Source organism: Ruminiclostridium cellobioparum DSM 1351 = ATCC 15832, assembly GCF_000621505.1.
GTDB lineage: Bacteria > Bacillota > Clostridia > Acetivibrionales > DSM-1351 > Ruminiclostridium > Ruminiclostridium cellobioparum.
Genome location: NZ_JHYD01000031.1, coordinates 77,741 through 100,406 on the forward strand (window position 1 = coordinate 77,741; position 22,666 = coordinate 100,406).

Annotated in this window: 22 protein-coding genes and 1 pseudogene; 2 read left to right on the top strand and 21 right to left on the bottom strand. The window is 43.5% G+C overall.

Annotated elements, in window-relative coordinates:
• Positions 1–2: 2 nt before the first annotated feature.
• The 10 genes from T344_RS0112585 to T344_RS0112630 all read right to left on the bottom strand — a co-directional run bounded on the left by T344_RS0112585 (position 3) and on the right by T344_RS0112630 (position 10,214).
• On the bottom strand, positions 3–2,366 hold the full coding sequence (locus T344_RS0112585; protein ID WP_051571828.1) for an S-layer homology domain-containing protein: 2,364 nt from the start codon (positions 2,364–2,366) through the stop codon (positions 3–5).
• A 199-nt stretch (positions 2,367–2,565) separates the two neighbouring features.
• A complete protein-coding gene (gene atpC, locus T344_RS0112590; RefSeq protein ID WP_004625535.1) occupies positions 2,566–2,967 on the bottom strand; it encodes an ATP synthase F1 subunit epsilon in 402 nt (133 codons plus the stop codon).
• 279 nt (positions 2,968–3,246) lie between these two features.
• Positions 3,247–4,656, bottom strand: a complete 1,410-nt coding sequence (gene atpD / locus T344_RS0112595; RefSeq protein ID WP_027629014.1) for a F0F1 ATP synthase subunit beta — start codon at positions 4,654–4,656, stop codon at positions 3,247–3,249.
• Positions 4,657–4,798: 142 nt separating this feature from the next.
• A complete protein-coding gene (gene atpG, locus T344_RS0112600) occupies positions 4,799–5,683 on the bottom strand; it encodes an ATP synthase F1 subunit gamma (RefSeq protein WP_027629015.1) in 885 nt (294 codons plus the stop codon).
• Between the two features lie 97 nt (positions 5,684–5,780).
• Complete coding sequence (gene atpA / locus T344_RS0112605; RefSeq protein ID WP_027629016.1) at positions 5,781–7,289, bottom strand: F0F1 ATP synthase subunit alpha; 1,509 nt, start codon at positions 7,287–7,289, stop codon at positions 5,781–5,783.
• Between the two features lie 33 nt (positions 7,290–7,322).
• Positions 7,323–7,850: a F0F1 ATP synthase subunit delta gene (locus tag T344_RS0112610; protein WP_027629017.1), complete on the bottom strand. Its 528-nt coding sequence runs from the start codon at positions 7,848–7,850 to the stop codon at positions 7,323–7,325.
• A complete protein-coding gene (atpF, locus tag T344_RS0112615; RefSeq protein ID WP_027629018.1) occupies positions 7,850–8,335 on the bottom strand; it encodes a F0F1 ATP synthase subunit B in 486 nt (161 codons plus the stop codon). The genes T344_RS0112610 and atpF overlap by 1 nt, the downstream gene beginning before the upstream one ends.
• A 495-nt stretch (positions 8,336–8,830) precedes the next feature.
• Positions 8,831–9,058, bottom strand: a complete 228-nt coding sequence (atpE, locus tag T344_RS0112620; RefSeq protein WP_004625527.1) for an ATP synthase F0 subunit C — start codon at positions 9,056–9,058, stop codon at positions 8,831–8,833.
• Positions 9,059–9,073: 15 nt separating this feature from the next.
• Positions 9,074–9,796 carry a F0F1 ATP synthase subunit A gene (locus tag T344_RS0112625; RefSeq protein ID WP_242842073.1) on the bottom strand — a complete coding sequence of 241 codons (723 nt, stop codon included), beginning with the start codon at positions 9,794–9,796 and terminating at the stop codon, positions 9,074–9,076.
• Between the two features lies 1 nt (position 9,797).
• Complete coding sequence (locus T344_RS0112630) at positions 9,798–10,214, bottom strand: hypothetical protein (protein ID WP_242842074.1); 417 nt, start codon at positions 10,212–10,214, stop codon at positions 9,798–9,800.
• A gap of 221 nt (positions 10,215–10,435) precedes the next feature.
• On the opposite strand from T344_RS0112630, the gene T344_RS0112635 reads away from it, so the two are divergent.
• Together T344_RS0112635 and T344_RS0112640 are read left to right on the top strand one after the other, a co-directional pair.
• A complete protein-coding gene (locus T344_RS0112635; RefSeq protein ID WP_004625613.1) occupies positions 10,436–11,251 on the top strand; it encodes a motility protein A in 816 nt (271 codons plus the stop codon).
• A gap of 2 nt (positions 11,252–11,253) precedes the next feature.
• Positions 11,254–12,033 (top strand): OmpA/MotB family protein, encoded by a 780-nt coding sequence (locus T344_RS0112640; protein WP_027629021.1) that lies wholly within the window; start codon positions 11,254–11,256, stop codon positions 12,031–12,033.
• An 87-nt stretch (positions 12,034–12,120) separates the two neighbouring features.
• Here the strand turns inward: T344_RS0112640 and T344_RS0112645 are convergent, their stop codons facing one another.
• From T344_RS0112645 to prfA, 11 genes and pseudogenes are all read right to left on the bottom strand, one after another.
• On the bottom strand, positions 12,121–12,585 hold the full coding sequence (locus tag T344_RS0112645; RefSeq protein ID WP_027629022.1) for a ferritin family protein: 465 nt from the start codon (positions 12,583–12,585) through the stop codon (positions 12,121–12,123).
• Positions 12,586–12,652: 67 nt separating this feature from the next.
• Positions 12,653–14,446: a methyl-accepting chemotaxis protein gene (locus T344_RS0112650; protein WP_027629023.1), complete on the bottom strand. Its 1,794-nt coding sequence runs from the start codon at positions 14,444–14,446 to the stop codon at positions 12,653–12,655.
• A 168-nt stretch (positions 14,447–14,614) separates the two neighbouring features.
• On the bottom strand, positions 14,615–15,766 hold the full coding sequence (wecB, locus tag T344_RS31550; RefSeq protein ID WP_027629024.1) for a non-hydrolyzing UDP-N-acetylglucosamine 2-epimerase: 1,152 nt from the start codon (positions 15,764–15,766) through the stop codon (positions 14,615–14,617).
• A 408-nt stretch (positions 15,767–16,174) separates the two neighbouring features.
• Positions 16,175–16,903, bottom strand: a pseudogene (locus T344_RS31820) (glycosyltransferase family 4 protein); the annotation flags it as partial.
• 183 nt (positions 16,904–17,086) lie between these two features.
• Positions 17,087–17,524 carry a deoxycytidylate deaminase gene (locus T344_RS0112660; protein ID WP_004625561.1) on the bottom strand — a complete coding sequence of 146 codons (438 nt, stop codon included), beginning with the start codon at positions 17,522–17,524 and terminating at the stop codon, positions 17,087–17,089.
• Between the two features lie 47 nt (positions 17,525–17,571).
• Positions 17,572–18,201 carry a uracil phosphoribosyltransferase gene (gene upp / locus T344_RS0112665; protein ID WP_004625622.1) on the bottom strand — a complete coding sequence of 210 codons (630 nt, stop codon included), beginning with the start codon at positions 18,199–18,201 and terminating at the stop codon, positions 17,572–17,574.
• An 11-nt stretch (positions 18,202–18,212) separates the two neighbouring features.
• On the bottom strand, positions 18,213–18,662 hold the full coding sequence (gene rpiB / locus T344_RS0112670; RefSeq protein ID WP_004625472.1) for a ribose 5-phosphate isomerase B: 450 nt from the start codon (positions 18,660–18,662) through the stop codon (positions 18,213–18,215).
• 210 nt (positions 18,663–18,872) lie between these two features.
• On the bottom strand, positions 18,873–19,376 hold the full coding sequence (locus tag T344_RS0112675) for a low molecular weight protein arginine phosphatase (protein ID WP_027629026.1): 504 nt from the start codon (positions 19,374–19,376) through the stop codon (positions 18,873–18,875).
• Positions 19,377–19,441: 65 nt separating this feature from the next.
• A complete protein-coding gene (locus tag T344_RS0112680; protein ID WP_027629027.1) occupies positions 19,442–20,500 on the bottom strand; it encodes an L-threonylcarbamoyladenylate synthase in 1,059 nt (352 codons plus the stop codon).
• A gap of 91 nt (positions 20,501–20,591) precedes the next feature.
• Complete coding sequence (locus T344_RS0112685; RefSeq protein WP_027629028.1) at positions 20,592–21,335, bottom strand: ZIP family metal transporter; 744 nt, start codon at positions 21,333–21,335, stop codon at positions 20,592–20,594.
• Between the two features lie 80 nt (positions 21,336–21,415).
• Complete coding sequence (prfA, locus tag T344_RS0112690) at positions 21,416–22,495, bottom strand: peptide chain release factor 1 (protein ID WP_004625578.1); 1,080 nt, start codon at positions 22,493–22,495, stop codon at positions 21,416–21,418.
• Positions 22,496–22,666 lie beyond the last annotated feature (171 nt).

A 22,666-nucleotide genomic window follows, 5' to 3' on the forward strand; every position in this document is an offset into this window, starting at 1 on the left:
CATCAAAGGCTAAGCGCTTTATACATCATGACAGCAGCTTCGGCTCTTGTAACATTGCTTGTAATACGTAAATAGACCTTGTCCTTCTCCTGTCTTCCTGTGATAATTCCCGCACCGCACACTGCCGATATCCTTTCTGCAGAGCCTTCCGAAATCTGCTGGTAATCGGCAAATTGCTTAAGTATGCTGCTGTCCTGTTCAGGAAGCGGTCTCCCGCTGATCTTTAGTGCCAGTGCAAGCATTACTCCGGCCTGTTCTCTTGTAATAAGCTGGTCGGGGTAAATTTTGTTATTCTTGTCGTTGGATACTATACCAAGCTTTGCTGCTATCATTATTTCCTTATAGTATTTGTGCTTTGAAGTGACGTCTGCATACCGCCCTGCCGCTACATCGCCAAGTTCAAGGCTCCTGACAATGATGGCACAGTACTCTCCCCTTGTAATACTCTGTTCAGGATAAAATTTTGTGCCCGGCTTCGCATCGAATACCTTTTTGCCGGCCAGGCCCTCAATGGCTTCAACAGCCCACTTTACCCCTCCCAGATCGGTATAGCTGGCCTTCTTGCCTCCCGAAGCCATGGCCTCATTTGAATATGCACTCTGTACAATACCGTTTACAGCTTTTACACGGTATGTAAATGTACCCTCCGACAGCGTTCCCTTGTGTATAAAAGTGGTAGTATTCGCGCCGACCCTGCCTATCTCCCTGAAGGAAGTGAACTGCTTGACTTCTATGACAAATTCCTTTTCCTGATAGGAATTGTCCTTCCAGATCAGCTGAATCTCATTTGCAGAAATATTTCTGGCCTCAAGCTCGGTGGGCTTTCCAGGTATCTGGAACGATACTTCCACTTCATTGCTGTAACTTGTCGAATTAGCCGCATCATAGACTTGAATCCTGTAGTAATACACTTTTGTGTTGTTAAGCCTTTTATCGGTATATTTGACGGTGTTGGGATTCAACTGTGCTATTTGCTGCCATTTCCCCAGCTCCCCTTCTTTTCTTTCCACCTTGAAGCCGGTTTCCGATCCGCTGGAATCCTGCCAGCTCAATTCTATTTCATTCTGCTGCAAAATGGTGTAGTCCAGGTTCAAAGGCGAGCTGATGCTGCTGACCCAGATATTCACCTGATTTGAAAAGTCAGAAAAGACACTGTAGTCATTAATCCTGGCTCTTATCCTGTATGTATACGACACCTGCGGTGATACCCCTATATCGGTATAACTTGTCGCATTCCTGCCCACACTGTCATACAGCGTCCAGTCGGCATCCGAAGCCGCCCTTCGCCATATCTCAAAACCTGTTTCCCCGTCACTGTAATCCTTCCAGGACAGATTGACCCTTGTGCCGTCAACACATGAAGCTGTCAGGGTGGACGGGCTGTTAAGAAATGTGCTTGTCACATTCAGCAGATCGGAATACTCCGAGCTGCTGCTGCCTGATATAGCCTGAATTCTATAGGTATATACAGTGTTGGGCTTAATGGGACTGGCACTGTCGTTTATATCAACATATACATTTACACTGTTGGGAACCACGGCAATGGTCTTGAAGGTGCTTTCATCGGGAGATTTCCTCTGAATCACATACGTTGCCGCATTATAACTGTCAGTCCATTCAATCTGTATTGAATATGGAGATTTTGCAAATCCATACAGATCTGTGGGTTTATATAACAGAGGGCTTGAGCTGTAGCCTTTGTCCTCCTCCGGAAAGGAAGTGGATTTGACTCTTTCGCTGAAAACTGAACGGACCTTGTAATAATAAGTGACACCCGACACTACATTTTTATCACTGTAGGTAAATTGTCCCGACGGAACGGTTGCAAGCTTATACCATTCGGTATCACCGGCTTCCCGCCTCTCAATCAACGTGGTAAAGGACTTGTCGTCGGCATAACTCCACTTCAGGTCTATCTGGTCGCTTGAAACAGCGCTGACCTTCAGCGAATTGGGTTTCTGTACGTCAATGGTGCTGAAGGTGACTTCGTCAGTATATATAGAGGTTATGTTTGAAGAATCTACAACTTTTATCCTGTAAGTGTATGTATGTCCCGAGTTGACGGAATAGTCGGTATAGTCCTCGGAATCCCGATATCGCGATATCTGCGTAAAGGATCCGTTGTCCACCTTTTTTTCTACAATATATCTTAACTCGTCGGAATAATTGTCAGTCCACTGCAGCTTGACCTGATTATTGTTTATAACTGTAACGGTAAGCTCCGACATAGCCTCACAGCGGGCTACATTGACCAATACCAAACTCTGGAGAAGAATTGAAAATACCAGTAAAAAAGCAAATCTTCTCAATAGTTTTGCATATCTGTTTCTTTCTTTATTTTGTTTGTCATTCATGTGTAAAATCAATGTCCAATACCTCCCGCAGAATTTAGCCTCTATTTTAAACCTCTATTTCAAATATTTCTCCCGTATTTATCAAAACGCTTTTACAGCGCATAAAGGTTCTTTATTAACGTATATCGGCAAAATGCAGCAATGATTTAACCCAAAAACACCCCGCCTTTCGGCGGGGTGTTTTTGGGTCTGCAAACCTCTATATTGATTTTTACTTGCTTGTGGCTTTAATCCGGGCCATCGCTCTTGCAAGAGCCGTCTTGGAGCGCATGTATTCCAGCTGGCTCAGCTGCTTCTGAAGCCTTTCTTCGGCACGCTGCTTTGCTGCCCTGGCACGGTTTATATCTATTTCTTCAGGATACTCTGCGGTATCAGTCATAATAACAACCCTGTCCGGCATAATTTTAGCAAAGCCGTCGGTTACAACAGCTTCCGTCCATTTACCCTCGGCATTCTTTATCCTGAGAGGTCCTACATTGACAGTGGTTACCGTAGGTGCATGCTTTGCAAGAACTCCCATTTCACCGTCAATAGACTTAAAGATAACGCATTCTGCTTCCCCCGAATAGAAATTTCTTTCAGGTGTGATTACTTCCAAAAAAAATGTGGACATACTCATTAGCCTCCATGAGCCGCAGGTGCGGCCACAAAAAATATCCTATAATTAACCTCTCTATTAATGCCGCATAAGGCGAATAAAGGAGGCTAATTAGCCATGCGCGCTTTTAAAGCATTTGAAGCCACTTTTAACCAGCATTTTAAATCAATGCTTTAAATATATCGCGCGGCGACTGGTTCTACAGATTAACTTGAAAGACAAGCAAAGCGGGCTTTCAAGTTAATCTCCATGAGCCGCAGGTGCGGCGACTACAAATATCTGAGCGGCAAGAAATTATTCTTCCATTTCTTTTGCTGCTTCATATACTTCGTCAATATTTCCCTTCATGAAGAAGGCAGCTTCAGGTATATGATCCATCTTACCGTCAATGATTTCCTTGAAACCTCTGATTGTTTCCTTCAGAGGAACGTACTTGCCCTTATAACCGGTAAACTGTTCTCCGACAAAGAACGGCTGAGACAGATATCTCTGTATCTTCCTTGCTCTGAATACTGTCAGCTTGTCTTCTTCGGGTAATTCGTCCATACCGAGGATCGCTATCATATCCTGTAATTCCTTATTTCGCTGTAATATTTCCTGAACTCTTCTTGCCACCGAATAATGCTCTTCACCGATTATCTTAGGATCAAGAATTCTTGAAGTGGAATCCAGAGGATCAACCGCGGGATAAATACCCATTGCAACTATATCTCTGTTTAAAACCGTGGTAGCATCCAAATGGGCAAAAGTAGTGGCGGGCGCCGGGTCGGTCAGGTCATCGGCAGGCACGTAAACCGCCTGAACCGAGGTGATTGACCCCTTGGCTGTGGATGCAATTCTCTCCTGAAGTGCTCCCACGTCAGTAGCAAGTGTAGGCTGATAACCAACTGCCGAAGGAATTCTGCCCAGCAGCGCCGAAACCTCCGAACCGGCCTGTACAAATCTGAATATATTATCTATGAACAGAAGTACGTCCTGTCCCATCTGATCTCTGAAGTATTCCGCCATGGTAAGGCCTGTGAGACCAACCCTCATTCTGGCTCCCGGCGGTTCATTCATCTGTCCGAAAACCATCGCGGTCTTCTCAATAACACCTGTGTCATTCATATCATGCCAGAGGTCGTTACCTTCTCTTGTTCTTTCACCAACACCTGTGAATACGGAATATCCGCCATGCTCGGTAGCGATATTTCTGATCAGTTCCATTATCAGAACTGTTTTTCCAACCCCGGCTCCGCCGAACAGTCCGATTTTACCGCCCTTTGCATATGGTGCAAGGAGGTCCACAACCTTTATACCCGTTTCCAGAATCTCCGTTGAAGGTCTCTGCTCTTCAAAAGAAGGTGCAGGCCTATGTATGGGGTAATAATCCGTGGGCTTTATATCTCCTTGCTTGTCAACCGTTTCACCCAATACATTGAATATTCTTCCTAAAACTTCTTTTCCAACAGGTACTTTGATGGCATCTCCCGTATCTATAGCTTCCATACCTCTTACAAGTCCATCTGTAGAAGACATGGCAACACATCTCACAGTATCGTTTCCGAGATGCTGCATTACCTCAGCAGTTATAACACTATCCCCTGAATCAGTCTTTGTGGGAATTCTGATTGCATTATATATGTTGGGCAATGTGCTATTTTCAAATCTGATGTCAAGTACCGGTCCGATAACCTGTACAATGACTCCTGTACTTCCAGCCATACTATCACTCCCATCTGCGCGTGCATACGCGGCTATTTTCCTCTCAAACATTAAAAAGAATATCTGTTTTTCCAATAAATCGGTATAAATCAATCATCCAATATCTGCTGTATCTGCTGTTGCAAATAAATTTGCCTATTCTCTATTTCAAAGCAGCAGCTCCGCCCACTATTTCGGATATTTCCTGAGTGATGGCAGCCTGTCTGGCTCTGTTTTTATACAGGTTTAATTTTTGCAGCATTTCATCCGCATTTTTTGTTGCACTGTCCATTGCGGTCATACGGGCGTTTTGTTCGCTGGTAAAGGCTTCCACAAACGCACCGTACATGATGCCCTTAATATACTTTGGTATCAGTACATCCAGTACGACAGAAGGTGAAGGCTCGTATTTTATCTGCTCATCAATTTTAATATCATCTGCATTTACATCGTCGCGCAGTGCACCGATTTCCAGGGGCAGGAGCTTCAGTACCTTAGGCTCCTGGGAAATAGCCGACAGCATCTGTGTGAAAATTATATATACTTCATCCACCTGCTTTTTGTTATACAGGTCAAGAATGATATCTGCAATCTCCCTTGCTCTGAATACTGTCGGATTTTGCACGGCATAGTCGAATTCAGTGTGAACATTGTAGTTTTTCTTGATAAAATATGATCTTCCTGAATTTCCGGCTATGAGCAGCAGTGCATTCTCTTTATCCTCACCCACTGCCTGCTCCGCAAGCTTTTTGATATTGCTGTTATAGCCGCCTGCCAGACCCTTGTCTCCGGTAATGACTATATAGGCCTTTTTACTGCCCGGCCTGGTATCTCTGATATCGAAATATTTGCTCTCAACATCTCCGCTATGTGCAAGAATATCTGCAATAGTTTCTCTTACCTTGTTAAAATACGGAAGGGTTTGTTCCAGTTGCGCTCTTGCCTTCTTTAGTTTTGACGCTGATATCAACTTCATGGCCTTAGTTATTTGCCGCATCTGATTAACACTTTTGATACGCAATTTTATTTCACGCATATTATTTGCCATATGATAACCCGCCGTTTCCGTCCCACAGCCCGACAAACAATTGATAACCCGTACTTATCTGCTGTGTATAATGAATGATAAGCACAGAATAATATTTTTATACAAACTGAGCTTTAAATTCCTCAGTAGCCGTCTTCATCTGCTGCATCATTTCGTCGTTGATGTCACCTGTTTCAGCAATGCTGGTCAGTATCTTCGGATATTTCTCCTTAACAAATTTCACCAGTTCCTGATTAAATTTGCTGACCTTGTTAACAGGCAGATCCATAAGATATTTGTTTGTTGCAGCGTACAATATCATGACCTGTTCTTCTACCGGCAAAGTGGAATACAGGGGCTGTTTCAAGGTTTCAACCAATCTTCCGCCCTGTACCAGCTTGTCTCTTGTGGCTTTGTCCAGATCGGAGCCGAACTGTGCAAAAGCTTCAAGTTCTCTGAACTGTGCAAGATTTATTCTCAAAGGACCTGCTATTTTTCTCATGGCTTTGATCTGAGCCGAACCACCAACACGGGATACCGACAGACCAACATTTACAGCCGGTCTTTGGCCTGAAAAGAATAACTCTGACTCGAGATATATCTGACCGTCGGTTATGGATATGACATTGGTCGGGATATATGCCGAAACATCTCCTGCAAGTGTTTCTATTATAGGAAGTGCGGTAATTGAGCCTCCGCCCAGTTCATCGCTGAGCTTTGCCGCTCTTTCAAGCAGTCTTGAATGCAAATAGAATACATCACCTGGATAAGCTTCTCTTCCCGGCGGTCGTTTAAGAAGTAATGACATTGCCCTGTAAGCAACGGCATGTTTTGACAGATCATCATAAATTATTAGAACATCCTTGTGCTGTCTGTACATAAAATCTTCGGCCATGGCACAGCCGGCATAGGGTGCAAGGTACTGAACAGAAGCCGTATCGCTGGCTGTCGAGGAAACGACTATGGTATATTCCATGGCTCCGAATCTTTCAAGCGTATTGACTATGCCTGAAACTGTGGATGCCTTCTGCCCTATGGCAACGTAAACACAGATTACATCCTTGCCTTTTTGATTGATAATAGTGTCAACAGCTATTGCCGTCTTACCGGTCTGCCTGTCACCTATTATAAGCTCTCTCTGGCCTCTTCCTATGGGAATAAGTGCATCAAGTGCCATTATACCCGTTTGGAGCGGCGTATTTACGCCCTTTCTGTCAATAACACCCGGAGCTGTAAAATCTACAGGCCTGTAAGTATCCGCCTTAATGTCGCCCTTTCCGTCAAGGGGTTTTCCCAACGGATTGACCACTCTTCCTAAAAGGGATTGTCCTGCAGGCACCTGAACTGTTGTTCCTGTTCTTTTTACAGTCGAACCCTCTCTGATCTCTCTGTCGTCTCCCAGTACAACACAGCCGACATTGTCTTCTTCAAGGTTAAGAGCCATACCATAAACATTATTGTCAAACTGTAAAAGCTCTCCCGACATACATGACTGTAAGCCATATATTCTTGCAATACCATCACCTGACTGAAGTACATAACCTACATCGTCAGTTTTTACCGCAGCTCCGTAACTTTCTATCTGCTGCTTTATAATTGAGCTAATTTCTTCCGGTCTAAGATTCATCCTTTTCTCACCCCATATGCTCTGACACCGGCTCTACATAGTAACCAGTTCAGTTAATGATTCAATTCTGCCTTTAATACTTCCGTCGTAGACTTTGTCCCCGATAATTACCTTTATTCCGCCAATTATCGAAGGATCCACAACTTCTGTAACCTTTACCGCACTTGCATTATATTTTTTCCCGAACTTTTCTTTCAAAGAGCCGGTTTGACTTTCTTCAAGCGGAGCAGCCGTGATAATTTTCATATCCAGTACATTTGCCCTCTGGTCGGCAAGCCGCACAAACTGTTCAAAAATGCCGGGAAGTTCAGCCACTCTCTGCTTTGCTATCAATAGCAGCATAAAGTTCAGCATTTTTGAGCTTAATTCGCCGTAGAATACATTTCTGACCAACCCCTGCTTTTTATCCAGCTTGACCCTTGGATCAGTTAAAAAGTTCCGGAATTGCATATCAGAATTAAATATTTCCACAAGCTGTTCAAATTCCTGCCTGACACTACCTATATCGTCAAGTGAAAGCTCCAATAATGCCTGGGCATATCTTTTCTCTACAAGCGGCATTATGCTGCACCTGCCTCATCTATAAATTTATCAACCATACTCTTGTTTGACTCGGTATCCATATTGGCCTGAACAACCTTTGTAGCAGCAGTAATAGCCAGTGCGGCAATCTGCTGCCTTACCTGACGCAGCATTTCCGCCCTTTCGCGCTCTACATCCTGACGGCCTTTTTCAACAATAACCAGCGCATCTTTTTTGGCATTTGCAATTATCTCGTCATATTCACGTGTAGCTTTGATTCTTGCTTCATTCAAAAGCTTATCGCTTTCTTCCCTGATCTTCTTTATCTGCTCTTCATAATTTTTTCTTGATTCCGCCGCTTCAAGTTTTGCCTGGTCCGCATCCTTCAAAGCCTGCTCTATGGATTTTTTCCTGTTTTCCATGAACTCTGTGACAGGTTTAAACAAAAACTTTTTCATGAAGAAGAACAATATCAACAGGTTTAATGCAACAAAAATAAATGTATATTTTTCAGGCATTAACATATAATTATCATTCGCCTTTCTGGCTCACAGAAATTTAATATGCACGCACCTATAGCGAGCCGTATAGGGTGGTAAATATACTTCACTCCGCATATATCCGCATAAACATCTATACGATATAACGGCGTCATTATATTCGTGGAGGCTGGAGGACAAATCGTCTCGGTGTGATCATTGATCGATATTGTCATATATATAATAGCAAGGAATATCAACCATGCTTTATAAACACTGCCATATCTGTGAAAGGCGTTAGACTGCCGGGGTATTTATATCCATATATCCCCTGGTATTTTAATACCTTTCACAGATATCCTCAGAGCCTGTTTAAGATCTCATTGTGCACGTCATTTTGGCGGATTTTGCGCCATGCCACGTTAAATTTTCTTGCAATAAACAAATTACTACTTCGAAAATTTGCCCTGCCTGACACAAAATCTACCTAAAATGCCAGACACAAGCAGATATTAAACAGGCCTTACACTGTAGACCATATTATCCCATCTTTAAGAATACGAGTACCAAAGCAACTACAAGACCATAGATGGCTGTGGCTTCTGCAAGAACCGCTCCGAGAAGCATAACATTTCTTATCTGGCCGGCAGCTTCAGGCTGTCTTGCAATACCTTCAACAGCTTTACCCGTTGCCAAACTGATACCTACTCCGGCGCCAATACCTGTAAAAACTGCTATCGCTGCTGCTATAGCTATTATTCCTGTCATTATTTATTCACCCCCTTATTCTAATACCTCTGCAATATATAGTGAAGTTAAAAACATAAACACATATGCTTGAAGTATCCCGTCAAACAAATCAAAATAAATACTTAGTGCTGCCGGTATTACCGGAGGCATTGCCATGTAAATCAGCTCCATTACTATGAACGCACCCAGTATATTGCCAAAAAGACGCAAAGCGAGAGATAAAGGTTTTATACCATAATCCAGTATCTTGAAGGGTAACATCATTGGGATAGGTTCAACAAAGCTTTTCAGCCACCCGCTCATCTTCTTGTACCTGATGCCTGCATAAATAACCACACAAATTGACATAATTGCCATACATGCAGTTACATTGATGTTTCTGGTAGGAGGTCTGAATTTAAAACCTTCTCCCGGAATAACATTAAAAATGGAAACGGTGTTGGCAAAAATAAGGAACAAAAAGATAGTACCCAAATACGGTGCAAATGCCTTCCAATGATGTTCTCCGATTGCATCTTTTGCAATATTATTTATCAACTCCACTATGATTTCTGCAACATTTTGTTTCTTGTTCGGTACGGCTGAAAGCTTACGGGTAAGGAATATGCTGAAAAATATCAGTACCGCCATTATAACCCACATCACAACTACAACGTCAGATACCGGTATTTCCAGACCCGGCAGCTTGATTGTAAACACATTATGTGGCTCCATTGCCTCTACAAGCCTGTCGCTCATACTTACTTCTTCATGCATTCTATTTCACCTTCTGTCCATAGTGATTTTGTGTAATTCCAAAAGCCTCTGTTATGGCATTTATCATAATCACAAACAGGGTTGAAAGTATTCCGCCCAGCACAGCCAGAAAGGCATGCACTCCAAATTGCATGGCAAAAACTACTGTTATCCCTATTATGACTAAGTTTAGCAAATATATTACAATATTTATTGCTACTGCCCTCTTTTTATTCGCCCCACTTAGTAAATGCCCGAGCACGGATTCGAGAACTGCAAATCTTAACAACGATATTAATACGCCGATAGTGAGCGCTGCAATCATTATAATCCGATGCCCGCTGAATATCAAACATATTATAAGAGCAATTGCATAAAAAATACAAACTCTTTTTACAAAAAATTTTAAAATGTTACTCATTATCGTTTTTTTATACAATCTCCGCAATTAGTTGTTAAGTTTCTACTTAAAAATTACGATACTTATTTAGGTTTATTTCTAACCATGCTATGTTGGGAAATTGTACATAGCATAAATTAGTTCAATAATAGCACAGTGAAAAAGGTAAATCAATGGCCCTTTGACGAAAAGTGCATAATTCAGCTTCGAATTTTAGTATAACTTGCACAAAAGAATTTACAATCAGGAGTGGTTAAAATATGGATATTACAACCATTATAGGTTTGATTTTAGGTTTAGGCGGAGTAGTTATGGGATATCTTGAAGAAGGTCATTTCGACCTGTCCCTTCTTGGCGGACTATGGGGTCCGGGTCCCTTTCTAATTGTTTTTGTCGGAGGTTTCGGAGCGACTCTCGTGGGCTTTCCCTTATCTGAGTTCAAGAAAATGTTATCTACTCTTTCCATGTTGTTTACTCAAAAGAATTACAATGAAATCGATATCATCAACGAGTTGGCCGATCTTTCCGAAAAAGCAAGAAAAGACGGATTGCTGAGTTTGGAGCAGGATGCTCAAACCAACAAGAATGATTTGATACGGAAAGGCCTGGCTTTGGTTGTGGATGGTATAGAAACCGAAGTAATTAAAGATATACTGGCCAGAGAAACCGAATTGCAGGGCGAAATATACGAGTCAGGCGCAAAGATTTTTGAAGCCATGGGCGGAACGTGGCCCGCCATGGGTGTTTGCGGAACAGTTATGGGAATGCTGAGCATATTGAAGGACCTTAGCGACCCTCTGGCTCTGGGGCCTAAAATTGCAGGTGCGTTCATTGCTACCATGTACGGTGTTGCTTTCGCCAATCTTTTATGGCTGCCTTTCGGCAATAAGATCAAAGTTAAGGCAGCCCGTGAAACCATGATAAATGAACTGATCATAGAAGGCCTCCTGTCAATTCAGGCCGGTGAAAATCCACGTATAATTAAGGAAAAGCTCAACCTTAACCTTATGGAAAAACTGAACGGTAAGAAGGAAAAAGAGGATGCTGCAATTGCTGAAGAAGGAGTTGAGGCATAGGTATGGCAAAGGAGAAGGTAGTAAAAGACAATAACGAACGATGGCTTTTGACTTATGCAGACTTGATGAACCTCTTACTTATCCTCTTCATAATCTTATTTGCCATGAGCCAGGTGGATACACAAAAGTTCCAGCAGCTGTCCCAGTCATTCAGTTCCATATTCGGTACCGGTTCCAATTCAGTTCTGCAGGGCAGCGGGCAGGGTAACTCCCTGGTTGATTTTCCGGCTACAATGCCTTCGCCTGTAATCCCCTCTGAGATGGAAGACAAGCAAATAGAAGGTATAACCCGGGAAGTTAAGGAAATGGTTCAGGGTCAGGGACTTGCAGGAAGCATCGATGTCAGGAAGCAGGAGCGCGGCGTCGTAATTTCAATTAATGAAAGACTTATTTTTAAATCGGGCAGATCTGACATAGAGAAGGAATCGGAAGACAAGGTGCTTAAAATAGGCAGGGATATCCTGGCTAATATACCAAACAAGCATATCCGAATTGAAGGACACACCGATAATGTACCTATCAAAAGTCCTCTTTACCCGTCAAACTGGGAGCTGTCAAGTGCAAGAGCCACCAATGTTCTAAGAATTCTGGTGGAAAAGGCAGGTATTGATCCCAAGCTGATCTCGGCCGTCGGCTACGGCGAATTTACTCCTCTGGTTCCAAACGATTCAGATGCGAATCGTCAAAAGAACAGAAGAGTGGATATTGTAATCCTGACAGACGTCTCAAGCCAGGGTGAGGCAAGCAACGATGACAATACCGCAGCGAATTTCAACAAGTAGTAGATACGGGATTAAAATAACACAGTTAACATTGATATTGAAGAAGCCGGCATGCTGATATGCCGGTCTATAGGAAAACCTTGAAGCTCACATGAAAGCTTCAAGGTTTCTTACATGTTTTTGTTCTTCAGAAATAATTTCAGAGATAAGCTTAATGTTTACTGCGTTTGTATCGGTTTCAGCCTTTGAGAATATATCCTGTATGCTTAAAAGTAAAGCCAGATTGTCCTTTTCAAAGTTCAGACAAAATTCCAGCAGGCTTTTCGGACTTTCGGTCCCAACTACCCGGCTGATCCCGGCATATTGAAATATTGCCGCCGATATCTTGTCATAAATAAAAAAGTCGATTTCTGTTTCAGGTTCTTTTTCCAGTTTGGCTTTGAGGGTCTGATATATTTCAATATGTTTTTTCTCCTGATTGGCAAATATTCTTGCCATGGTTTTTATCTTATGCTGTACATCCTTCCTCCCGGTTATTCCCATAAACATGTCCTGTCCTGCCTGTTCAAGGGAAATGAACTTGTCCAGCAAATCAACTATAGTGTACGCCATGCCCACTGCACCTCTCTCAATTATTACTCAATTCTCTCGATTATTATCTCTTTTACAGCTCTGTAGTCTACTGTTCCAGTTTGAATTTGGAAACATAGTTCATGAGATTCTCCGAATACTTCTTGGATTTATTGGCCTGTACCAGAAGTTCGTTTGCTCTTTCCTTTACCTGTACCGATCTTTGTGCTATGTTGCTGGTACCTTCCGCTTCTTCACTATTGGCGGAGGTTATTTCATTTATGGCTTTTATCATATTTGATATTGAAATATTGAGCTCCTCGGAGGTCCTGCTGAAGTCGGCTACCAGAAGGCTGAGATTTTCCGAATCCCTCTCATATTCACCCGATGCGTTCAGTATCATATCAAAGTCACGCTTGACAGTGGTGTCGATAAAATCCAGCAGTTCTGAGGAGTTGTCCGACAAATTGGAGACTGAACCTGTAACCTGCCTGATTATACCGGTTATTTTATTTGCCGTACTTTTTGAATCCTCCGCAAGCACTCTTATTTCATCGGCAACAACGGCAAAGCCCTTGCCCGCTTCTCCCGCTCTGACAGCCTCAATGGAAGCATTGAGCGCTAAAAGATTTGTCTGGCTTGTAATCTGCAGTATCACATCAGCCAATTCGTTGATTCTCTTAACTGATTCAGCTTCCTGGAGAGCCTTCTTAAGGTTTTTTCTCGACTTGCCTATTATTTGTGTTCCGTCTATTATAGCATTGCTGATATTTTCTTTCAAATCTTTTGCCCTTTTACTGATTTCTATTACGTGTCTCTCACTCTCCTGGGCCTTACCGGCTATCAAATCCACGGCTGTTCCTATTTCCACAGCGGTAGCATACATCTCCTGGGTCGATGCTGCCGTCTCCTCCATTCCGGCCGATAATTCTTCAGTTGTCTCTGAAACTTCCTCTATCAATTTGTTCATCATGGCCATCTGCTCTCTTACATTGTCGGCTGAGGCGTCAATATTTGCAGATTCGCTCATTACACCGTTAATAAAGCCTTTGACCTGCATAGACATCTCATTTAAGGTATTGGCGAGGATTCCGATTTCATCCCTGGACTTCAGCCGGATTTCCTGGATGCTTATCTGTCCGTCTTCATCCTTTTCAAAGGCTTTGACAATTTTGACAATAGGCTCCGAAAGTTTTTTGCTGAGTGCCAGCCCCACAAAAATCATAGCTATTATTGAAAGCCCCAGGAATATAAGTATACCTAAAATATTTTCGGTAAGGTTCCTGTTCAGTTCGACACCCTTTTCGGTTACAATATTCTGGATATCATCCACGTAATTTCCTGTGCTCACAATCCAATTCCAGGGTTTGAACAATTTTGAGTAAGCCCTTTTTTGAGTCAGCCTGTCGGTACCGGCATCCTCCGGCTTTTCCCACATGTAATCGGTATATCCCGACCTTTGGTTGTCGGCAGCCGCTTCAATAATCTCCCGTATAAGCTTCACACCATTGGGATCGGTTATGTCAAGCCTGTTTTTCCCCTCGTCTTCAGGCTTAACAGGGTGAGCAACAAGAACTCCCGAAGTGTCGTCTATCCAAAAATAGCCGTCATTGCCGTATTTCAATTTCTTGATTATTCTTTTTGCAGTTTCCTGTGCCTCCTTTTCCGGCATTAAACCTTCCTTATAGGCATCATGATATGATTCAAGTATAGTTATTGCAGCCTCAACTTCATTTTTAATCATATTGTCGTAATCACTGAACAGCATTTTTTCAACCGCTGCTGTTTCCGATTTATTCAGTTGAATTAAATTAAAAATAACATATGTACTTAAAAAAACAATGAAAAGTGTGGATGTAATCAAAAACGTACCCAGTATCCTGTATTTAATTTTTTTAGTCACTTAAAGGACCTCCCGATAATGATATTATAAATACGGCCACTATATTAGTTACCACAGTATGTTAAATTTTAAACACTTTACGACAAAATTCGTCATGATCAGATTTTCACGCAAAAAAAGAAGCTGTTTTTGAAGCAGCCTCTTTTCCCGGTAATTTAATATTTCTTTCTAAACATTAAATTCATCAGGCTTTTCATCTGTTAAGCCGAAATGGAACAGCAGCACCTGAACAATTCTTTCAGAAGCATGCCCATCACCATACGGATTTACAGCTTTGGCCATTTTCTCATAATCGTCTTTATCATCAAGTAGTTTGGAGGCATGCTCCACGATCTCCTCCTGAACCGTTCCGGCAAGTCTCACCGTTCCGGCCTTGACAGCCTCCGGCCTCTCTGTTTCCTTTCTCAGCACAAGCACAGGCTTGCCGAGGGTGGGAGCTTCCTCCTGGATTCCTCCGGAGTCTGTCATTATCATATACGAGCGGGCCATAAGGTTATGCATGTCCTGCACGTCCAGGGGCGGGATAAGATGAACTCTTTCCTTGCCTCCCAGGATATCTTTTGCCGTCTCCTGAACGGCAGGGTTCAGGTGCACGGTATAAACAACCTCCACATCCTTATAATTGTTGACAATGGTGGATATGGCACGGCAAATGTTTCGCAGGGGTTCGCCAAGGTTTTCCCTTCTGTGGGCGGTTACGGCTATCACTCTTTTATTCTTAAAGTCAATATTTCTCAGAGCTTCACACTCAAAGGTATAGTCATCCTTTACAGTGGTCTTTAAAGCATCGTTGACAGTGTTTCCCGTCACATATATGGTATCTGCGCTTACACCTTCATTCAGAAGATTGGTTTTGTTTGTCCCAGTAGGTGCAAGGTGAATATCAGCCATTGCTCCCGTAAGTTTCCTGTTCATTTCCTCAGGATATGGAGAATATTTGTCAAAGGTCCTCAATCCCGCCTCTACATGACCTACCGCTACTTGTTTGTAGAAAGCGGCAAGACTTCCCACAAAACAGGTTGTGGTATCGCCATGGACCAGTACAATGTCGGGCTTTTCCTGATCAATTACATTCTCCAGGCCCTCCAGCGCCCTTGTGGTTATACCTGTCAGAGTCTGTTTGCTCTGCATTATATTAAGGTCGTGTTCAGGAGTGATTTCAAACATCTTAAGCACCTGATCCAGCATTTCCCTGTGCTGGGCAGTTACACATACCACCGAATCTATCTTTTCACATTTTTCCAGCTCCTTGACCAAAGGAGCCATTTTTACTGCATCCGGTCTGGTACCGAATACGGTCATTACTTTTAATTTATCCAATTTCCTTCCTCCAATTACAGCCAATCTTGCCGGATTTTGAAGATGATGATTTTCTTTTGCCTTGCTGGCATTGTTCATTTCATTCATATACATCGATCCTACTATAACAAAAACCGCTACGGCTATTACAAGTATTATTGCACTTACAGGCCCTTTATAATCCAGCACCACCGCGCATAAGCCCAGTGCGGCACTGGCAACATATATCAAGGATACCGACTGCCTCTGGGTGAGCCCCATATCTACCAGCCTGTGATGGAGGTGGCCCCTGTCGGCTGTCATGGGTGATTTGCCGCTTGCCACTCTTCTCAATATGGCAAAAACAGTATCAAACAGCGGCAGTGCCAGCACAAGTATGGGCACAGCTATGGCAATTGCGGTATAGGCCTTGTATGTACCCTGAATTGATATGGTTCCAAGCATGAAGCCCAAAAAGGTCGCTCCCGTATCTCCCATGAATATTTTTGCAGGGTTGAAATTATAGGGCAGGAAACCAAGCGCCGAACCGGCAAGTATGGCAGCCAGAACCGCAGTATGTATATCCGGCTCAGGTCTGATGACCGAAACGAAAAACAGAGACAGTGAACCTATGGAGGAAACGCCGGCAGCCAAACCGTCAAGTCCGTCAATGAAGTTGATGGCATTTGTTATTCCCACAATCCACAATATGGTGATTGGGTATGAAATCCAGGGTCCAAAAGTTGATATTCCTATATCCGAGAACGGATTTGTTATAAAGTCGATTCTCGTACCTGTAACAGCAACAATAAGTGCCGCAATTATCTGAATCGGAAATTTCAGTTTGGCACTCAGTGCCTTAATATCGTCTATTACTCCCAGGATTGCAATAATTGAACTTCCCAGGAGCATTCCTATGAATTGCCAGTCAAAAACAATAGCTGTTCCCACATTCAGAAGTTTGGAAGTTACGATACTGAAAAGTATTGAAACGAAAAATCCTGCTATAATTGCAAAGCCGCCCAGTCTTGCGATGGGCTGCTTATGCATTCTCCTGTCATCCTTTGGGATATCAACGGCTCCAATTTTAAAAGCCAGGCTTTTAACTACCGGAGTTGCAGAAAATGCTACTATAAAAGCAAGCGTGAAAGAAATAAAATACTCATATACACTAGACATTTATACACCTTCCGTTCTTAGAGAAATCCCAGCTTCGAGCTTCTTAGGCTATTCTCCAAACTTTCAGGAAATTAAAAAACTATAACTTCCCATACATCAAAATAGAGGGAGGTATTTAAACTCCCTCTGAATTTAAATCTTGTTACCCTCTATTAACAATATACAATACGTTTTTGAGCGGTATTACACTTTAACTATCTCAAGCCCTGCTTCTTCAAGTAAAGCCATGGAAAGCTCATCCGGATAATCTCCGTTAAACACTATGCGCGTTATTCCTGCGTTGATGGCAAGCTTGGCACATAAAACACAGGGCTGGGTAGTCACATACAGGGTGGCCCCATTAACGCTTGTTCCGCTGCAGGCAGCCTGCACTATGGCGTTCTGCTCGGCATGGATCGCTCTGCACAGTTCATGTCTCTGGCCGGAGGGAATATTCAGCTTTTCTCTTAGGCAGCCTACCTCGGAACAGTGCCTGCACCCTACCGGTGCACCGTTATAACCGGTTGCAAGTATTCTTTTATCCTTGACAATGATTGCTCCAACCTGTCTTCTCAAACAGGTGGATCTTGTTTTTATCAAATCTACAATCTGCATAAAGTACTCATCCCAAGACGGCCTCATAAATACCCCCTACCAAAACTAAAAACCGGAAACCGCGTAAAATATCATTACTTGGTTCCAAACAACCTGTCGCCAGCATCACCCAGTCCCGGAACAATATAGGCGTGATCGTTCAATACCTCATCCACAGCGGCACAGTAAATCTCAACGTCAGGATGATCCTTGCGGATTCTTTCTATACCTGTCTTTGCAGCCACAAGACACATCAGTTTAATATTTGCAACTCCCCTGTTCTTGATGAACTGGATAGCTGCCGATGCCGACCCCCCGGTTGCAAGCATGGGATCGAGAACAACTATTTCCCTCTCCTCCACATCTACCGGCAGCTTGCAGTAGTATTCAACAGGTTCATGTGTTTCAGGATCTCTATATAACCCTATATGTCCAACCTTTGCCATAGGCAGCAGGCTCAGCATACCGTCAACCATTCCAAGACCGGCTCTCAATATGGGGACTATTCCCAACTTTTTGCCTGATATTACTTTTGTTTTGGCTATTCCAACAGGTGTTTCAATCTCCACTTCCTTCAGAGGCATATTTCTGGTTACTTCATAACCCATAAGCATTGCTATCTCTGAAACCAGCTCCCTAAATTCCTTGGTGTTTGTATTCTTGTCCCTGAGTAAAGATACCTTGTGCTGTATAAGGGGATGATCAAAAACAAATACGCTTTCCATTATTTAATTCCTCACTTTGTAAAATATTTTTTTTCAATATTTGAAATCTTTTCAACTCTATTGCCGTGCCTGCCACCTAAAAACTCGGTTTCAAGCCAGGTTTCAATAATATCAAATGCTACTCCGGGTCCAACCACTCTTTCACCTATGGCAAGTATATTTGCATCATTGTGCTGTCTGCTCATTTTAGCCATATAGCTGTCGGTGCACAAAGCCGCCCTTATGCCGGGAACTTTATTGCATGCTATTGAAATCCCTATTCCGGTACCGCAAATAACGATACCTTTTTCACATTCTTTTTTGCTTACAGCTTCGGCTACGGCTTGTCCATAATCCGGATAATCCACCGAATCGGGACAGTTGGTACCAAAATCCTTTACTTCAAGTCCCTTAGCCTGAAGTAATTTTATGATATCTGCCTTGAGCAGGTATCCTGCATGATCACTACCTATTGCTATCAAAATTTATCTCCATTTCCGGCCCAGGACAGCCAATTTACCCCGTTTTAACAACTATATGCGTTTAAGCTTGTTGGTCAGGGAAAATTGCCGGTGCCATTTTTCATTAATTATTACGTATTGTTTCTCAATGTTTTTCCTATGCCGTTCTTTATTATTTTATAGTATAAACTATTACATGTCAAAAAAAAGTGCCTTATAAACCTGCATATTTTAGCTGTCCCCGGTCAGTTTTTTTATAAGGGTCCGAACACTCTCAAAGATATCTTTTGCACAGGTTTCGTAGCTTTGGTAAGGCATTCCGAAGGGATCGGTTATATCCAGGTCACTGCTCTCAGTCAAAACCTCCCTGTATGCATATTCCTTCAACGTGAAAATAGAAGCTTTTTTGTCGGGAAATCTGCTCTTCAGATAGTCCCTGTGCTGTCTGGTCATTGTCAGTACCAGTTCTGCCCCGTCCATATCCGACCTGTCCAGAAGCTTTGCCTTATGAATGGATATGTCAATATCCCACAGCTTTTTCAACGCGGCAACCGAATGCTCTGAAGCCGGCTCTCCGTCAAAGGCCTGTATCCCCCTTGAGGAAACCGCTGATTCCTTCAAAGCCGCCTCCTGCTGTGAAAAAGCCCTGAAAATACCCTCTGCCATACAGCTTCTGCAAGTATTGCCGGTGCAGACAAATAAAATATTTGTGGTCTTATGATTTTTTACTTCCATGTTTTCCTCCAATACAGCCGTTCTCTTCATTCAGGTTTCCAATATTCGGATATCCGGATGTTTCCTTACTCTGCTTGAATGATATCATAGCCTGCGGCCTTTACCATCCTGTTCATGATGGCAAGCCCCACCTCATGCTCGTCCACAGCTTCGGCGAAAATAATATCCACACCTTTGTCATCAAACTCTCTCAGCAGTGAAAACAGCCTGGCCGCAATAGTCTCAGGCTTGTCCCTGTCCCCCATGGACAGGGTTTCAAAACCGTGATATTCCGCCTTTGTCTGATCTGTAGCACATATGCCCACCTTTTTGCCTTCCCTTTCACTTGCTTGTGCAAGGGCTGTGATCCTGTCCACCTGCTTTTGCCGGTCTTCACTTCTCACTATTACAACATGTGCCTTGGGCGAGTAATGGGTATATTTCATTCCAGGGGATTTGGGTATATTCTCCGAACTTATTTTCCCCAAAATAGTTTTATCAATGTCTATGGGACCGATAATTTTCGCGATCTGCCCGGGTGTCACTCCTCCGGGCCTCAGCAATACCGGAGGTTCAACCGTAACGTCCAGCACTGTTGACTCCAGACCCACGCGGCAGCTTCCCGCATCAACCACCATTTCTATCTTTCCGTCCATATCGTCCAGAACGTGCTGCGCCGTGGTGGTACTTGGCCTGCCCGAGACATTTGCGCTGGGCGCAGCCACAGGTACCGCTGCCAGCCGGATAAGTTCCCGTGCCACAGGATGCTCCGGCATGCGGATTGCCACAGTTTCCAGCCCGGCCGTTATTATGCCGGGTATTATGGAGCTTTTTTCAAGTACCAGGGTAAGAGGGCCGGGCCACAGCTTGTCCATCAGCAGCAGGGCCTTTTCGGGAATGTTCTCTGTCAGCTCATATACCTTTTCCTTATCTGCTATATGTACTATCAGCGGATTATCCGAAGGGCGGCCCTTGGCCCTGAAGATACTTTCAACGGCCCCGGGGTCAAGGGCATTGGCACCCAGTCCGTAAACAGTCTCGGTGGGAATTGCCACAACCCTCCCGGCGCGCAAGGCTTTGGCAGCCTCTTCGAGTTCCTGCATGTCTATATTTAACGGGTCGATTTTTATAACTTTTGTTTTCATTAAGATACAGCCCTTCCAGCTCAAAAATAATTATATGCGGTTAATCCGCACGTCTGCCGAAGACAGGGCAGGGCGCAGCTTAACCCGGGTACTAATTAAGCATTGTTACTATTATACCACATAAAATACCAAATACATTTCCTACCGAGGACATTCTGCCCAGATAAATCCTCTTTGATTCGGGTATCAGCTCACCGTATACCACATACAGCATTGCTCCCCCCGCAAAACCCAGACACAAGCCTATGAACTGCTCCGAAACATGTCCGAGTGCAGCCCCTGCCAGCGCTCCGACACCCATCGGCACACCTGACAGTATTGTAAGAGTAAAGGCTTTGACGGCCGAAAAACCTCCCACCTTCATTGGCAGTGCCATTGCAATCCCCTCGGGAATGTCATGTATGGCAATTATCAGTGTCAGTGTGATTCCCAAGCTTAATGAGGCCTCAAAACCCGAACCCACTGCGAAACCTTCCGGCAGATTGTGCATTGCAAGGCCTATGGAAACAAGTATCCCCGCCCTCAGCAGGTTTGAATTCCCATTTGCATTCTTGACTGCATCAAGCTGCTTGACAAAATCATCAATTACAATTACAATCAATATTCCTGAAAGCACACCGATAAGCGTCAGGTTGAGTCCGGCTATCTCAACCGCCTCGGGTACAAGTTCAAAGCAAACAACAGAGGTCATAAGACCTGCTGAAAATTCCAGGATTGAGCTCAATATTCTGTTACTTATATTTTTGCCCACAAAAAAGGCTATCAATCCACCAATACCTGTCCCGGTAATTCCTGATATCAAGCCTATAATCCCAATCTTCAAAATGTGTTCCACGGCAATTCCATCCTTTGATAGTAAGTCTATATGACATAATATTCATAGAACCCGTGGATTATTAATAATTCGTCCAATTTTTAATCTTCGTCCTCACTGCCGCCGCCCAGCTTTTCGGATTGGTCGGTGGTTATGAGCGCATCAATTATTTCATCAAGATCTCCGTCGAGCACCTGGTCAAGCTTGTAAAGCGTAAGATTTATCCTGTGGTCTGTAACTCTTCCCTGGGGATAGTTGTAGGTTCTGATCCTTTCGCTTCTGTCGCCTGTTCCGACCTGGCTTTTCCTGTCCTGGGCAACTTCGTTTGCCTGCTGCTGCTGTGCTATTTCATAGAGCTTTGACCTCAATATCTTCATAGCCCTGTCCTTATTCTTGTGCTGTGAGCGTTCGTCCTGACATGCGACGACCAGGCCGGTGGGAATATGTGTTATCCTGATAGCCGAATCGGTTTTGTTTATGTGCTGCCCGCCGGCACCGCTGGCTCTGTAAGTATCAATCCTCAAGTCATTGGGGTTTATCTCCACGTCAACCTCTTCGACCTCCGGCAGAACTGCAACCGTTATGGTGGAAGTGTGGATACGCCCGCTGGATTCGGTAGAGGGCACTCTCTGAACCCTGTGCACTCCGCTTTCAAACTTCAGACGGCTGTATGCACCCCTGCCTTCAATTGAAAATACTACTTCCTTGAAGCCTCCGAGCTCCGTAGGATTGGAGTCAAGTATTTCGGTTTTCCAGCGCTTCCGCTCGGCATATCTGGTCATGGCTCTGAAAAGCACCCCGGCAAAGAGCGCTGCCTCCTCCCCGCCTGCCCCGCCGCGGATTTCAATAATAACATTCTTGTCATCATTCGGGTCCTTGGGAACGATCATGACCTTCAGCTGCTTTTTAATTATTTCGAGCTTTTCCTGTGCTTCCTCGAACTCTGCCTGGACCATTTCACGGAAGTCCTTCTCAAGAGTGCCGTCCAGCAGCTCTCTGGCCTCCTCGATATCGGAGGTGACCTTTTTGTACTCTCTGAATTTCTGAACAATTTCCTCCAGATCGGAGTACTCCTTCATATATTTTTTATATTCCTCCTGATTGTTAATCACATCAGGATCACTTAATTTATGGCTTATTTCCTCGTACCTGTCCTCTGCCGACTGCAGCTTATCAAACATACTTTTTCCCAACCGTTCCTTAATTATTTGTACACTTAGTATATGTAATTGACTTTAGGTAAATATACATAAAAGAAATATAATCTATTAATGTTACGCAATTAGATATTATAACATGAACAGTCACCAGACGCAACAAAAGAACTATCTTTAAGTAGCCGTTAAAGATAG

Coding starts and splice junctions, on each gene's coding strand:
- atpC (WP_004625535.1), bottom strand. CDS start 2,967: ATGTCCACATTTTTTTTGGAAGTAATCACACCTGAAAGAAATTTCTAT.
- atpD (WP_027629014.1), bottom strand. CDS start 4,656: ATGGCTGGAAGTACAGGAGTCATTGTACAGGTTATCGGACCGGTACTT.
- atpG (WP_027629015.1), bottom strand. CDS start 5,683: ATGGCAAATAATATGCGTGAAATAAAATTGCGTATCAAAAGTGTTAAT.
- atpA (WP_027629016.1), bottom strand. CDS start 7,289: ATGAATCTTAGACCGGAAGAAATTAGCTCAATTATAAAGCAGCAGATA.
- T344_RS0112610 (WP_027629017.1), bottom strand. CDS start 7,850: ATGCCGCTTGTAGAGAAAAGATATGCCCAGGCATTATTGGAGCTTTCA.
- atpF (WP_027629018.1), bottom strand. CDS start 8,335: ATGTTAATGCCTGAAAAATATACATTTATTTTTGTTGCATTAAACCTG.
- atpE (WP_004625527.1), bottom strand. CDS start 9,058: ATGACAGGAATAATAGCTATAGCAGCAGCGATAGCAGTTTTTACAGGT.
- T344_RS0112625 (WP_242842073.1), bottom strand. CDS start 9,796: ATGCATGAAGAAGTAAGTATGAGCGACAGGCTTGTAGAGGCAATGGAG.
- T344_RS0112635 (WP_004625613.1), top strand. CDS start 10,436: ATGGATATTACAACCATTATAGGTTTGATTTTAGGTTTAGGCGGAGTA.
- T344_RS0112640 (WP_027629021.1), top strand. CDS start 11,254: ATGGCAAAGGAGAAGGTAGTAAAAGACAATAACGAACGATGGCTTTTG.
- T344_RS0112645 (WP_027629022.1), bottom strand. CDS start 12,585: ATGGCGTACACTATAGTTGATTTGCTGGACAAGTTCATTTCCCTTGAA.
- T344_RS0112660 (WP_004625561.1), bottom strand. CDS start 17,524: ATGAGGCCGTCTTGGGATGAGTACTTTATGCAGATTGTAGATTTGATA.
- upp (WP_004625622.1), bottom strand. CDS start 18,201: ATGGAAAGCGTATTTGTTTTTGATCATCCCCTTATACAGCACAAGGTA.
- T344_RS0112675 (WP_027629026.1), bottom strand. CDS start 19,376: ATGGAAGTAAAAAATCATAAGACCACAAATATTTTATTTGTCTGCACC.
- T344_RS0112680 (WP_027629027.1), bottom strand. CDS start 20,500: ATGAAAACAAAAGTTATAAAAATCGACCCGTTAAATATAGACATGCAG.
- prfA (WP_004625578.1), bottom strand. CDS start 22,495: ATGTTTGATAAGCTGCAGTCGGCAGAGGACAGGTACGAGGAAATAAGC.